The organism is Staphylococcus parequorum, from assembly GCF_039237145.1.
GTDB classification, from domain to species: domain Bacteria; phylum Bacillota; class Bacilli; order Staphylococcales; family Staphylococcaceae; genus Staphylococcus; species Staphylococcus equorum_A.
In genome coordinates, this window is sequence record NZ_CP150682.1 from 561,219 (window position 1) to 574,591 (window position 13,373).

Below are 13,373 nucleotides of genomic sequence, written 5' to 3' on the forward strand. Positions count from 1 at the left end.
CTAAATTATGATTCTACGTATGGGATAGTAAGTGGACCGAGTGGCATAACACCTATCGTCATATCTTTTCCATATTTATCTTCTAATGCTTTAAGTGTCTCATTAATATTATGCACCGGATGCAACATGGCATCTTGGGTTTGTTGGTCACTGAGTTTAGAATATAAATAAACATCAGCGAAAGTTTGAATCACAGCCTGTTTTTGTACTTGCCATTGGTCAAGCATCGCGAAGTTAGGGTCACTGATCATGTCGACAAGCCCTTGAGGGGAGTCAGCCATTTTTAGTATCTCTGCATAATTGCCATGATTAGGATAGCCATCGCTACATTCAGATAACATGATAATGCTGCCACCTTCTTTAACTACTTTATGTGCTGCACTCATGCCTTTAACTGTTTGATATAAGTTTTGATCTAAAGGATAGCCTGAGTTAGAAGCAATCACGACATCAAAACGCTCATCACACTTGAACATCGCATGTGCTTTTGCATATTCACATCCTTTATCATGTGCTTCGTATAATTCACCAGCGAATACTTCGGTAATCGCTTTTTCTTTATTCAACGTGACGTTGAGCATAAAGTCTGGTTTGCACATTGCATTGATTTCCCGGGTCATATTTTGCACAGGATTATCTTGCATATTGCCCCAAGTTGAACGTATATCGCCAATCATTTTAGCGTTATGAAATGTCATAATTGTTTCTATGCCAGCAATGCCAGGCATAATCCCTTTAGGACCACCAGAGAAGCCAGCGAAGAAGTGAGGCTCGATAAAACCGGTGACAATTTTAAAGTCAGATTCAACATAATCTTTGTTCAGGTAGACATCACAACCATATTGACTATGGCCTACTTTTTTAAGTGTATCCTTATCATTACAATGATTATGTACAATTTTCACTTTGCTTACTATGTCTTCACCAAGCATTTGTACAAGTTCTTCTCGTGTTTGATCGCGATGTGTACCTGTACCATTGATAATTACAAAATTTTCTAAAGGTACGTGGGCTAATGTTTCTATTAGTAATGGTACAAGAATGTGATTAGGTGTTGGTCGTGTGATGTCACTAATAACAATAGATACAGTTTGGTCAGCACTCACCATGTCTTGCAATGGTTCGGAGCCAATTGGATTATTTAATGCTGTGCGTATCGCAGTTACATGGTCTTCGAGTGGCTCAATGTTTTTGGGTTCAATTAATACACTTTGTTCTGGCAAGTCAACTTCAACGTTTGATTTGCCGTATAAAATCGTAGTTTTCAAAGTTAGTCCTCCTTCTTATTTAAAGCGCTTTCATAATCGGCCGTATTTGTGACTTGTTTTACCTTAGAAAATGCTTTGTGATTGGTTTTGAAATGTTCTTGGGTGCCATCAATGCCTTTGCGCTTCTGGTATTTATCTACCATGATAACAGCAATTGGACATAAAATCGCCGTAGTAATAGCAGAAACTGAAATTTGAGCTGTCGCGATAGGTGCTACTTTTTCTATCATAGCAAATTCACTTTGACTCAAATTACCACTAGCTAAAGCAGTTGAGGCAGCTGCGACAACCGCAGCAGGTGTGGAAACGGCGTTACCTGCAGTAGAAGATTCTGAAATAGGGCCTATGACACTTTTTTCTTTAAAGAGTTTGAAAGCAATGACGCCAGTCACAGTAGTACAGACAAATGTAAGCAATGCTAATGTGAGGCCACCAGATAATACTGAGAAATTAAAGAATTCGGCTAAATTCATTCCTGCTCCTAATGAAAAGGCGAAGAAAGGAATGAGTAATGATTCTCCCGGTCGTAAAAATTCTGCGATTTTAGGATCTAAGTTACCTAAGAGCATGCCTATTGCGAGTGGTAATAACACAGAAACGAAAGAAATGACTGGAAAATTTGTACCGATAAAGCCTAAAGAAATTAATGTAAGTAAAGGGCCATCATTGATAGCTAATATAGATAAACCACCAATATCAGAGCGGTTGCCATAGGCACTTGTTAGAGCAGCATACATACCGCTGTTACTATTGGTCATTGCTGCAATAATTGCGATTGTAGATAAACCAAATAACCCTGTCCATGGATCGAAAATAGCTCCAAGTAAAAGACCAACGCCTAAACCTGAAAAATATTTCGTTGATGTTAATATCATACCTTTTTTCAATGCTTTGCCACCAATTTTTAAGTTCATTTGGCTTCCCACACAAAAGATAAATAGTGCTATTAACACGAGTGCGCTATCTTTAAATAAATCCTGAGAAAATCCCCCAATTTGCAACATCTCATAATGTCCTTCTTCAGTCTTTGGAGCGCCTAAAAATTTTAAACCATTCGTAATAAAATTCAAATGTAATTGATCAATCGTGTTGATTGCAGCGCCTAATAATAATGGAACAACCATCAAGCCACCAGGTACTTTTTCAATCGTATCTTTAATTCTCATAACGAAACATCCCCTTAATTATGCTAGTGGTTATGGAAAAATGTTCTTATGATGTTCTTCGTTGTTTTTTTTATTAATTTTTCCGAATTTGCTATTGTTTCTGCTAGTGACAAAGGACCATCGGTTAAACTAAAAGCACTTACTACACCTACCTCATCAAATTGTTCTATGTCAATTTCAACAGAACCTCCAATAAAGATGACAGGGACATCAAATTGTTTCGCACATTTTGCGATGCCCATAGGTGTCTTACCATAAAAAGTTTGGAAATCAATTTTGCCTTCTCCAGTAATAACTAAATCTGCATTTGGTAAAAGCTGTTCTAATTGCGTATGTTTTATTACTACTTGAATACCATCTTCAAAATGACTAGGTAAAAATGCTTTGAAGGCGCCACCTAGTCCGCCAGCTGCACCAGCTCCTGGCAAATCATGAAGGCTAATATGCGTACTAGCTTCTACAAGATTTGCCCAATGCGTGAGATTGGCATCAAGTTGTTTAATATTATCTTCTGTGGCACCTTTTTGTTCACCAAAAACATATGAAGCGCCATCAGGACCTATTAAAGGATTTTGAACATCCGTCGCAATAATAAATTCACACTGTTTAATTCTAGCGTCAAAATGGGTTAAGTCTATTTGCTTAATATGTTGCAACGCACCTCCTCCAAAGGCGATAGCTTCGCCATTTTCATCTAATAATCTGACGCCTAATGCTTGCAACATACCAGCACCAGCATCATTTGTCGCAGAGCCGCCAATAGCTAAAATGAATTTTTTGTAACCTTTATTTAAGGCGTTATAAATTAATTCACCTGTACCATAAGTCGTTGTTGTCATTGCATTTAAAGTATCGTCAGTTAAGTGTCTTAGTCCAGAAGCTTCCGCCATTTCAATCACGCATGTGTCATCATCGAGTACACCATATTGCGCAGTTACATGATTTCCAAGAGGACCTGTTACTGAAACGGTATGAAAGCTTCCGTTAGTGGCATTCACTAGTGCTTCCATCGTACCTTCACCGCCATCACCAACGGGTAAAGCGTGTATGTCAGCTTGTGGATATGCTTCTGTAATGCTGTCTGCCATATATTTTGAGACTTGGGTTGCTGTCATACTCCCTTTAAATGAATCTGGTGCTAAAATGATTTTCACTTGAGGTTCCTCCTTTGTAAACGCTTTCTTTTGATTGTTATTTCATTGTATCGATTTTATTTTATTGAAAATAGAGTTAAACTATACAAATATAAATCTATAATTTTGTATAAAAATGATAAGTGGTGAAATTATGAATATACTTACAGAAGAAATGGCAACATTAATTGTAGAAGAAACAGCTAAAAGAACACAGAGTAATATTAATATCATGAATTTTAACGGGGAAATCATAGCCTCATTTGATAAAAAACGTGTAGGGACAATTCATGAAGGCGCACGTAAAGTGTTAGAACGAGAAGAGACAGTCATATTATCAAAGGAAGATAGTGCGACATTAGAAGGAACACAACCAGGCGTGAATTTACCGATTATTTTTCAAGATAATATCGTTGGTGTGATTGGTATAACAGGTGATCCTGAAAAACTTACACATGTATCGGATTTAGTGAAAATGTCTACGGAATTATTGCTATATCAAAATTATTTTACATATGAATTAGAAGGAAATATACGTAGTCAGGAGTTATTTATTGAAGAATTGCTGAAAAGTGAACCGTCTAAATCTTTTATTCAACATTTGGGCAATCAGCTTAATACGCATTTATTAACATTTGGCAAATGCATTATCATCAATATAGAAAAACAAATATTTTCTAGGAACAGCATTGTGCGTACATTAGCAAGTAAGATTGACCCTAGTTCTTTTGTCATTGCGTTTACAAATCATAACCGTATCGTAATTCTTGCTACTGATGAAGAACAGTGCGCATTAGATGTGAAAATAAATAGAATTCACCAAATGTTTAAAAGCTTACAATTGGAAGTGCATATGACCTCAAGCCTTATATTTACAAATTTAAACGATTTTAAAAAAGCGTATGAAGAATGTGAGCTTGTATTTATGTTAAATGAGCAATCAGCACCACTCGTATCATTTGAAGAAGTAGAAGAAAAAACGTTGTTATATCAAATAGACAGGGAAATTAGAGAAAGATTCAAAAAAAGAATATTAGGGGATTTAGATGAGCAAAGTATTGCAACATTGAAAATATTTTTTAACAACAATTTGAATATTTCTCAAACAGCAAAGCACTTATATATTCATAGAAATACGCTGTTGTATAGATTAGAAAAATGTAAAACAGTTACAGGCTTGAACCCTAAAAAGTATTCTGAGGCATTGAAATTGCAAATTGCGATGTGGTGTTAAAGCGAGAATAGATAGGTGTGATTTGAAAAACAAATGATTATAAAATTTAGAATTTTGATATTTGTCATGATTGAATTTTCAAATTGTAACGGGTATAAAATATTAGAACTTCAATTTTTAGAAAATTATTAAAAACTACTTTACAAATTACACGAACGACAATATAATAAAATTAAGTTATTGCTAAATAATTCTATAAAATAAATAACGAAAATCTTTATAGATGCAAAACGTTTTGTTTTCAGTTTGAAATTTTGTTTGGAAATGGTGCCATTATTGAGTTGTTAAGTAATAACTCACATCAATGTGTCATTGGTGTATTTCGAGATGAAGGAGCGTGAACAAGATGTAAGCGAAATAAAAGTTATTGTTTAGAAAAGTATTTGCAAAGCACGAAGTTATAAAATAAGTATTACACTACAGAGGAAGTAGCACCTTATTTTCAACTTAAAAGTTGAGCATATTCAAAACTAATAATTTCCACCTTTGTTACTCGCGACATAATTCAATTGCAAGTATACCTCTTTATCACTTTATCAAATGATTATATATTAAATATTCACCTACTTTAAAGCAGACCTTTGTTCTGTAACATGTCATTTTGAATGATTGTAAATGCCACAAGTTATAAATGTTATATTGTTTATATAGCACAAATCTATCTATTTAACTCACTTAATCTTTTAACATTTATCAATGAATAGAACCAGTTTATATCAAATGAAAATATTAAATAGATTAACTGTGCGTTTTATGATTGATAGAAATATAACATTTCATTGATGGTGATATGAAAACTACCTATGAAGCGGGTACCTTATATTGTAGCATCATAGTTGCATAGTAAATTAAATGATATCTTACATTCAAATATGACGATAAACTGGTGAACATAAGAAGCTCCAAGCAATGCATTAATAATGATTGCTTGGGCTTTTTTTATGTTTTAAGCAGCTAGCATGCGTTTAAATTGGATGAATTTGTAATAAAGAAAAAATAAATATATTTTCCAAATTTTCAAATATTATAGTTGTTTTTTGGGTTTTAATATGACATACTCAATAACAATTAGTATAACGTATTTAAAAATAGGGGTGATTTAGTATGACAAAATATATTTATGCATTTGACGAAGGTCAAAAATCAATGAAAGATTTACTAGGTGGCAAAGGGGCCAATTTAGCTGAAATGAAACGCTTAGGGCTACCTGTTCCAGATGGTTTCACACTTACAACTGAAGCTTGTATTGAATACTTGAAACATGGTTCTAAAGTGCCTGAAGCATTATCAGAACAATTAAATAGTCAATTGGAAGCATTTTCTCAACGTACAGAAAAATCATTTTCATCTGAGGAGCAATTATTACTTGTTTCAGTACGTAGTGGAGCAAAAATATCTATGCCCGGTATGATGGACACAATTTTAAACTTAGGGCTAAATGATGATAATGTGAAAAAATTGGCAGCGAAAACAAATGATGCTCGTTTTGCTTATGACTGTTATCGTAGATTGTTACAAATGTTTGGTGAGGTTGTATATGGCATACCAATGAATGCATTTGATACATATTTTAATGCTTATAAAACGCAACATGATTATCAAAATGATGCTGATATTCCAGCAGAAGGGTTACAAGAAATTTGTGAACATTTTAAAGGTGTATATTTAGATGAAGTATACAAACCATTTCCACAAGCACCATTTGATCAACTAACAGAAGCAATTGAAGCAGTGTTCAAATCGTGGGATAACGACCGTGCTCGAGTTTATCGTGAATTAAATGAAATTCCACATGATATAGGTACTGCAGTTAATATTCAAGAAATGGTATTTGGCAATAGTGGCGAACGCAGTGGAACAGGTGTTGCGTTTACACGTAATCCTGTCACTGGAGAAGCGAAATTATTTGGAGAATATTTATTAAATGCACAAGGTGAAGATGTAGTAGCCGGTATACGTACACCTAAAGATATTGAATCGTTAAAAGATCAAATGCCACATGTACATCAACAATTTGTAGATGTATCGCAACGCTTAGAGACACATTATAAAGATATGCAAGATATAGAATTCACGATTGAGAATGAACAACTCTATATTTTACAAACGCGTAATGGTAAACGTACAGCAAATGCAGCAATTCACATTGCAGTAGATTTAGTTGAAGAAGGTGTAATTACAAAAGAAGAAGCTGTGATGAATGTCGAAGTAAAATCGATTGATCAATTATTGCATCCAAATTTTGATAAAACAGCACTCGAACACGCTTCAGTTATTTCTAAATTAGGATTGCCAGCCAGTCCGGGTGCAGCGAGTGGAAAAATTGTCTTTTCAGCAGAAACAGCTAAAATGCAATTTGAACAAGGTGAAAGGGTTATTTTAATGCGCCCTGAAACCTCCCCTGAAGACATTGAAGGTATGGTCGCAAGTGAAGCAATTGTAACGACGCATGGCGGAATGACTTCTCATGCAGCAGTTGTTGCACGTGGTATGGGTAAATGCTGTGTTACAGGTTGCTCAGATTTAGAAATTAATGTTGTCGATAAAGTTGTAAATTATCCTGGTGGCACATTGCATGAAGGCGATATGATATCTGTTGATGGCGCTCAAGGAGATATCTATGTTGGAGAAGTTGAAACAATGAAAGCAGAAAGAAGTGAGGCTTTCGAACAGTTTATGGAATGGTCTGATGGTGTAGCAAGATTAGATGTACGTATGAATGCGGAAACACCTCAAGATATTCAAGCTGGCTATCAATTTGGGTCAAAAGGCATTGGGCTTGTACGTACAGAGCATATGTTCTTTGGACCTGAACGTCTCATTGAAATGCGCCGTTTCATTCTCTCAGATACACAAGATAAACGTATCGCAGCTTTAAATGAAATTAAACAATATCAAACAGCAGATTTTGAAGAAATATTAAAACTATCTGGAGAACGTCCGACAATTATTCGTTTGTTGGATCCACCACTACATGAATTTTTACCAAAATCAACGGAAGAAAAATCATCTGTTGCTGGGCAATTAAATGTATCAGTAAAAACATTAGAACAATATATAGAAAATTTAAACGAAGTGAATCCAATGCTCGGTCATAGAGGTTGTCGTTTAGCTATTACTTACCCTGAACTCTATGTGATGCAAGTAGAAGCGATTATGGAAAGTGCATTAAGATTAAAAGCACAAGGTATTGATTGCCAACCAGAAATCATGATACCGCTTGTTTCAACAGTTGCAGAATTTACGACATTAAAGACACAAATTACTGAACGTATTGAATCATTACAGCAAGAAGCGGGAGAATCTGTAAATTACCTCATAGGTACAATGATTGAAACACCGCGTGCTTGTCTAATTGCAGGAGACTTAGCAAAAGAATGTGATTTCTTTAGCTTTGGTACGAATGATTTAACACAGTTAACATTTGGTTTTTCACGTGATGATGCTGGGAAATTTATTGGTGCATATTCTGAACAAGGCATCTTAGATATTGATCCTTTCCAAACATTAGATGTAGAAGGGGTAGGACAATTAGTTAAAGTAGCAACGGAACAAGCGAAAGCTGCAAATCCAACACTTAAGATTGGAGTGTGTGGTGAACTTGGCGGTGACCATAAATCAATACAATACTTTAATAATTTAGATATCGATTATGTCTCATGCTCTCCATATAGAGTTCCAGGCGCATTGCTTTCTACTGCACAAAGTGAAGTTGAAGGTGGTCGATTACGTGTTTAATGATACACAGACACCACAACTCACTTTGTTCGTGGTATCAGATTCAATTGGTGAAACTGCACAACGCATGATTCATGCCACGTTAACTCAGTTTCCAGAAGTATCACAAATAGAGATTAAGAAATTTCCATTTATTAAAAGTGAAACAGAATTAATCAATGTTTTGAAACGAGCAAAAGAACGTAGGGCAGTCGTCGTTACGACGTTAGTGAACCCAGAATTTAATATAGTAGGTCAAAAGTATGCACAAAATGAACAAATACCTTATGTCGACTATATGTCAGATTTAATAGGGATTATTCAGCAACTTACGAATTGTTCACCTAGTCATGAAAGTGGCGCTTTACGCAAATTGGATGAAAACTATTTTAAAAGAATTGAAGCGATGGAATACTCAGTGAAATACGATGATGGTAAACATTTTACTGATATCGGCGAAGCAGATGCGCTCATCGTTGGGGTTTCTCGAACATCAAAGACACCTTTGAGCATGTATTTAGCGAATAAGGGTTATAAAGTAGCGAATATTCCTTTAGTGCCAGAAGTTGATATACCAGATGAAGTCTTTAAATATAAGAAGTTGAAAGTATTTGGTCTAACTGCTAGTCCTAATTACATTTTGAATATTCGTAATGAACGTGTAAAAGTTTTAGGATTACATGGACCTACAAATTACAATAGTATTGAACGTATCAGACAAGAACTCGTATATGCGGAAGAAATTTTTGAAAAATTAAACGCGACGGTGATTAATACAGAATATAAATCTATTGAAGAATCTGCATTTTATATTGAAAAATTCTTGTAATAATATCTAATATTCTAGATTTTATAATCGTGTTTCAAAGATCATGAAATATTTAAGACCTAAGGCAGTGTCTGTTTATAAAAAGTGGCGACTAGTTATGTGCGAGAATGGGTACAGTTAAAGTGATATAAAATTTTAATAAGGAGTGTCACTATGCTCAAAACAGTAATACCTTACTTGTTTTTTAACGGCACGTGTAAAGAGGCGTTAGGTTTTTACAGTGAAATATTAGGCGGAACAGCTAAAGGAATGATGACTTATGGTGAAGCGAATGAGGCAGTTGCAGATGATCCAAATAGAATTATTCATAGTCAACTAGAGGTAGATGGTCAATTATTTATGCTGTCTGATATACCTAAAGATGATGAGGCTATGTTACAAGATCGCAATGTTTATATCGTGTTAGAATTTGAAAATGAATCGGACATTGAAGATGCTTATAACAGTCTTAAAGAGGGTGGAGAGGTACAGATGGAACTAGCAGATATGTTCTGGGGTGCCAAGTACGCTAAACTTGTAGATAAATATGATATTGGTTGGGATTTAAGTTATACATTTCCATCATAATAAAACTAAAGAACCACGTGCTCAATTATGAGTACGTGGTCCTTTAGTTTTATTTATCCATATAAGCACGTGTAACCTTTCTACGACCAAGGGTATAAACAAATAAACCAGCTATAATGCCACATCCAATAGAAATGAATAGGTTAATCAGCATATCGGATTTCTCAGGAACACCACTATGTATAATAAAGGGTAGAATATATTGATTAAAGTTTGCAATCAAGAACATCATAACAGCAAAAATATAACTCCCATTACGCACTTTCTTCATTTCTTTTGTCCATGCTTCCTCTGAATAAGCCTCTACTTCATCTATTTTTTTGCTTCTAATAGCGATGGTCATAATTAGAGATAGTATCATAATTAAAGCAAAACCTAACATGCCTATGATAGGTATACGGTGTAAGTAAAATTCTATCCATATATCTGCTATAGAAATAATCATGATGCCCCAAAATAACCACATGAAATATTTGGCATATTCATGAAGTAATTGTTGTCTTTCATATTCATCAGTAAACCTGAAGTTAGGAATTAAATGAAGTAACTTGTTATTTTCCATCATACGTCTCCTTTTGATCAATAAGTTTTACACGTGAATCTTTAGCAATCGTGAATACTGCAATAACGATTACAGGGAAAAATGTATTTAAGTCAGTTAGACGTTCCATATTTAATGCATTTCCTGCAAGCATTGGAGCAATGACTGAGTTAACGAGTAATATATAAGTTATTGCTACAATAAGAAATATAATTCTCTTGTTACGTGAATTTTTTAATGTTCGATGGTACGTTTCTTTGTCAGTTACTTCTATTGAAATAGCATCTGCTGCAAAATGACTCATAGACATTCTGCATGCCAATATAATTATAAATATGATACCGCCTATACTAAAAGGTGAAATAAACGAACGCTCAATATCAAAAAATATAGATAAGTAAAGTAAAGCTAAGAATATGTATAGTGAAATAATTGAAAGTTTAGCAAGCAATTTGTCAATTTCATGTCTTTGATATTCATCAGGAGCGTTCATTGTTCCTGCAAAGCTTTGATAGAGGCTTTTATCTTTGTTATTCATTATTATCATCCTCCCAAAACAAGTCGTTTAAGGTGACACCTAACGCTTTAGCAATCTTTATACATAAATTAAGCGAGGGATTATATTTATCGTTTTCAATCATATTAATGGTTTGGCGTGATACTTCTACTGAACGTGCAAGCGTGAGTTGTGAAATATCTTTAGCAGTACGAAAGCTTTTAACTTTATTCATAATAGATTTACTACCCTTCTTTAGTGTCAAATATATATTACATGTACAATATATCTGACATAAAAGTATGTGTCAAATATACACGACACTTCAAGTTATTTAAGATTATGAAATCTTTATGATGAAACGCCTAAGGAATCAACACGAGTCTAAAATATTTTGAATACAAAATGAGCCATTAGATTTCTGCTAGGAGATTAATGGCTCATAATATTATGATGATTAAAGTGAATGGTTTATTGATAATGAATCGTTGCGGTAAATACAACAGGTTCATCAGTTAGATTAAAGTAACGATGAGGCACGTCACTATTGAAGCGGAAGGCTTGATTACTATTGATTGTATACATTGTTGTATCGACTTCTATTTTTAACTGGCCTTTGTTAACAATAATATATTCTTCAGACTCAGTATGGTGAGGTTCAGAAAGCATCTTGCCTCCTGCTTGTATCTCCATTTTAAACATTTCAAATTTTTTATTATCGTCGTAAGGAAAATAAGGATAAATAGCTATTTGTTCATCGATGATAGGGATGATATCTGATTCATCAATAAAGTCAACGCTATCATTATTCATCGCGGTTAATTGAGACAACGATAAATGTAACCCATTTGCGATTTTCCATAACGTTGTAATCGTTGGATTAGAAGTGCCTTTTTCAATTTGGCTCAGCATGTTTTTACTCACACCAGTTGCAGTTGCAACCTTATCTAAACTGAGGTTGTGTTTTTTTCGGTAGTCAGATAAATTTCTGGCTACTATATTCTGAATATTATACAAGTGAATCCTCCTATTTACAATATAACGTACATATCGTACCATATATTGTGTTGTTTTAAAATAAAGTGAGCAAGGCGGTACAATATGGAAAAGTATAGAACCACAAAACCATTTAATTGGTTATTATTTATAGGAATCTTATTGGTAGGGGCTAACTTAAGAGCGCCGATCACATCTATTGGTGTTGCGTTACCTGACATTAAGATGGATTTAGCGATGTCTAATAGTGCGGTCAGTGTCATAACAGTTGTGCCATTATTGGCATTCTCTGTGATTTCATTATTTGCTGCTCGAACAAGTAATAAAATGGGATTAGAAAAAACAATTTTCTTAGCACTTTGTTTAATCTTTATTGGTGTCCTTGTCAGATCAATTACGGACATTTCATGGTTATATATAGGAACAGTGCTGATAGGTATTGGTATCGGGTTTGGTAATGTACTGGCACCAGCAATGATTAAGGCGAAATTCCCACTACATATCGGTATTATGACAGGTTACTATACCGTTGTAATGAATGTGTTTGGTGGCTTATCCTCATATGGAACAGCGCCTTTAGTAAAGGCATTTAACTATAATATTGCTATCAGTGTTATAGGAATCATCACACTGATAACAATCATTATATGGTCATTTCAATTAAAAGGAACACAAGAAACTGCAACAGCTTTACCTCGGAAAAGTGTAAATGTGTGGAAATCTCCATTAGCATGGCAAATTACGATACTCATGGGAGGACAATCACTTATATTCTATTCATTGATTAATTGGCTGCCAGCTTATTTATCTCATAGTGGCATGTCTATTAATGAGGCAGGCGCATATTTATCTATAATGCAGATAGCCATTATTCCATTTACTTTCATTACACCTATATTTGCAACTAAAATGAAATCGCAATTCTTATTAACCTTTATTACAGGGATATGTTTTATTGTGGGTGTGACAATTATGCTAGTTGTGCCACATCTAGCAATCATTTCTACTATTTTAATTGGCGTTGCGGGTGGTCTCGCGTTTGGCTTAGTGAATACATTCTTTAGTTTAAGAACGGAGCATATTCAAACATCAGCAAAGCTTTCTGGGATGGCTCAGGCAGTAGGCTATCTTGTTGCAGCAATAGGTCCGTTATTATTTGGTATCTTGCATGATATGACCGGTGAATGGACTGCTTCTCTAAGTATTTTATTAATTACTGCGATTGTTATAACATTGTTCGGCTCACAAGCGGGACGTAACCGTACAATTGAACAATCAAGCACAATCAAAAATAAATAGTTCGAAAATAAGGTGGCATATATTTCATAAATTAAATGAAATATATTTAAAATGGTAAAAATACTCATAATAGAATATAATTGAAATGATTATATCTATTGAAATATTCTTTGTTGAACGTTATTAT

General features: G+C 34.4%; 12 protein-coding genes. 5 read left to right on the top strand and 7 right to left on the bottom strand.

Translation table 11 applies throughout. The features are described from left to right. Positions 1-5 precede the first annotated feature (5 nt). The 3 genes from larA to AAA453_RS02550 are packed head-to-tail and all read right to left on the bottom strand — an operon-like array spanning position 6 to position 3,588. A complete protein-coding gene (larA, locus tag AAA453_RS02540) occupies positions 6-1,268 on the bottom strand; it encodes a nickel-dependent lactate racemase (protein WP_427706039.1) in 1,263 nt (420 codons plus the stop codon). Positions 1,269-1,270: 2 nt separating this feature from the next. Continuing rightward, positions 1,271-2,434 (bottom strand): 2-keto-3-deoxygluconate permease, encoded by a 1,164-nt coding sequence (locus tag AAA453_RS02545; RefSeq protein WP_427706041.1) that lies wholly within the window; start codon positions 2,432-2,434, stop codon positions 1,271-1,273. A gap of 23 nt (positions 2,435-2,457) precedes the next feature. Beyond that, positions 2,458-3,588, bottom strand: a complete 1,131-nt coding sequence (locus AAA453_RS02550; RefSeq protein WP_427706043.1) for a glycerate kinase — start codon at positions 3,586-3,588, stop codon at positions 2,458-2,460. Between the two features lie 133 nt (positions 3,589-3,721). On the opposite strand from AAA453_RS02550, the gene AAA453_RS02555 reads away from it, so the two are divergent. The 4 genes from AAA453_RS02555 to AAA453_RS02570 all read left to right on the top strand — a co-directional run bounded on the left by AAA453_RS02555 (position 3,722) and on the right by AAA453_RS02570 (position 9,914). Then, complete coding sequence (locus AAA453_RS02555; RefSeq protein ID WP_069833091.1) at positions 3,722-4,801, top strand: CdaR family transcriptional regulator; 1,080 nt, start codon at positions 3,722-3,724, stop codon at positions 4,799-4,801. Positions 4,802-5,905: 1,104 nt separating this feature from the next. Then, positions 5,906-8,539 (top strand): pyruvate, phosphate dikinase, encoded by a 2,634-nt coding sequence (ppdK, locus tag AAA453_RS02560; protein ID WP_427706045.1) that lies wholly within the window; start codon positions 5,906-5,908, stop codon positions 8,537-8,539. Then, the gene (locus AAA453_RS02565; RefSeq protein WP_427706047.1) at positions 8,532-9,347 is read left to right on the top strand and encodes a pyruvate, water dikinase regulatory protein; all 816 of its coding nucleotides are present in this window, start codon (positions 8,532-8,534) and stop codon (positions 9,345-9,347) included. Before ppdK ends, AAA453_RS02565 begins: the two co-directional genes overlap by 8 nt. Positions 9,348-9,500: 153 nt before the next feature. Continuing rightward, complete coding sequence (locus tag AAA453_RS02570) at positions 9,501-9,914, top strand: VOC family protein (RefSeq protein WP_427706049.1); 414 nt, start codon at positions 9,501-9,503, stop codon at positions 9,912-9,914. Between the two features lie 49 nt (positions 9,915-9,963). Here AAA453_RS02570 and AAA453_RS02575 read toward each other — a convergent pair whose 3' ends face one another. The 4 genes from AAA453_RS02575 to AAA453_RS02590 form a co-directional block, all read right to left on the bottom strand. Beyond that, on the bottom strand, positions 9,964-10,476 hold the full coding sequence (locus tag AAA453_RS02575) for a hypothetical protein (protein ID WP_427706051.1): 513 nt from the start codon (positions 10,474-10,476) through the stop codon (positions 9,964-9,966). Next, entirely contained in the window at positions 10,466-10,993 is a 528-nt protein-coding gene (locus AAA453_RS02580) for a hypothetical protein (RefSeq protein WP_427706053.1), read from the bottom strand. The genes AAA453_RS02575 and AAA453_RS02580 overlap by 11 nt, the downstream gene beginning before the upstream one ends. Further along, positions 10,986-11,186, bottom strand: a complete 201-nt coding sequence (locus AAA453_RS02585; protein WP_069816558.1) for a helix-turn-helix transcriptional regulator — start codon at positions 11,184-11,186, stop codon at positions 10,986-10,988. Before AAA453_RS02585 ends, AAA453_RS02580 begins: the two co-directional genes overlap by 8 nt. Before the next feature lie 236 nt (positions 11,187-11,422). Beyond that, positions 11,423-11,968, bottom strand: a complete 546-nt coding sequence (locus tag AAA453_RS02590; protein WP_427706055.1) for a helix-turn-helix domain-containing protein — start codon at positions 11,966-11,968, stop codon at positions 11,423-11,425. An 84-nt stretch (positions 11,969-12,052) separates the two neighbouring features. Between AAA453_RS02590 and AAA453_RS02595 the strand changes: the two genes are divergently transcribed. Further along, a complete protein-coding gene (locus tag AAA453_RS02595; protein WP_427706057.1) occupies positions 12,053-13,246 on the top strand; it encodes a CynX/NimT family MFS transporter in 1,194 nt (397 codons plus the stop codon). The last annotated feature ends 127 nt before the right edge of the window (positions 13,247-13,373 follow it).